This is a genomic window from Bradyrhizobium sp. Leo78, assembly GCF_059512425.1.
Genome location: NZ_JCAMOT010000261.1, coordinates 1 through 401, shown reverse-complemented (window position 1 = coordinate 401; position 401 = coordinate 1). Strand labels below are relative to the sequence as shown.

Genomic DNA, 401 nt, shown 5'->3' with positions numbered 1-401 from the left:
CGATGAAAAAGCTCACCATGCCTCGTCAGCATGCCCGTTGTGGCATGCCGCGTTTTTATAATACCTCCATCCTCTCCAACAAGCGTTTCGGCCGCGAGGTGCGGCCATGAACCAATCTCAGACCACTAAATCCTCGCTCGGCTACTTCCGCTGGGCGTTCATCGTCACGGCCCTCGGCCTTGTTCTCGGCGCCGTGCTTGGTTGGCAGACAACCGGCACGATCGGCGGCATGGCGACCGTCTTCTTCATCTGTGCCGTGCTCGCGGTGCTGGAGATCTCGCTTTCCTTCGACAATGCCATCGTCAATGCCAACAAGCTGAAGGAGATGACGCCGGTCTGGCAGAAACGATTCCTTACCTGGGGCATCATCATTGCCGTCTTCGGCATGCGCATTGTCTTTC

1 protein-coding gene is annotated in these 401 nt (G+C 57.4%); it reads left to right on the top strand.

Features of this window, described 5'->3' with window-relative positions:
• Nucleotides 1–106: 106 nt before the first annotated feature.
• Nucleotides 107–401: DUF475 domain-containing protein (locus AC5ZG1_RS44585; protein WP_496136598.1), on the top strand; the 295-nt coding region annotated here is incomplete at its 3' end.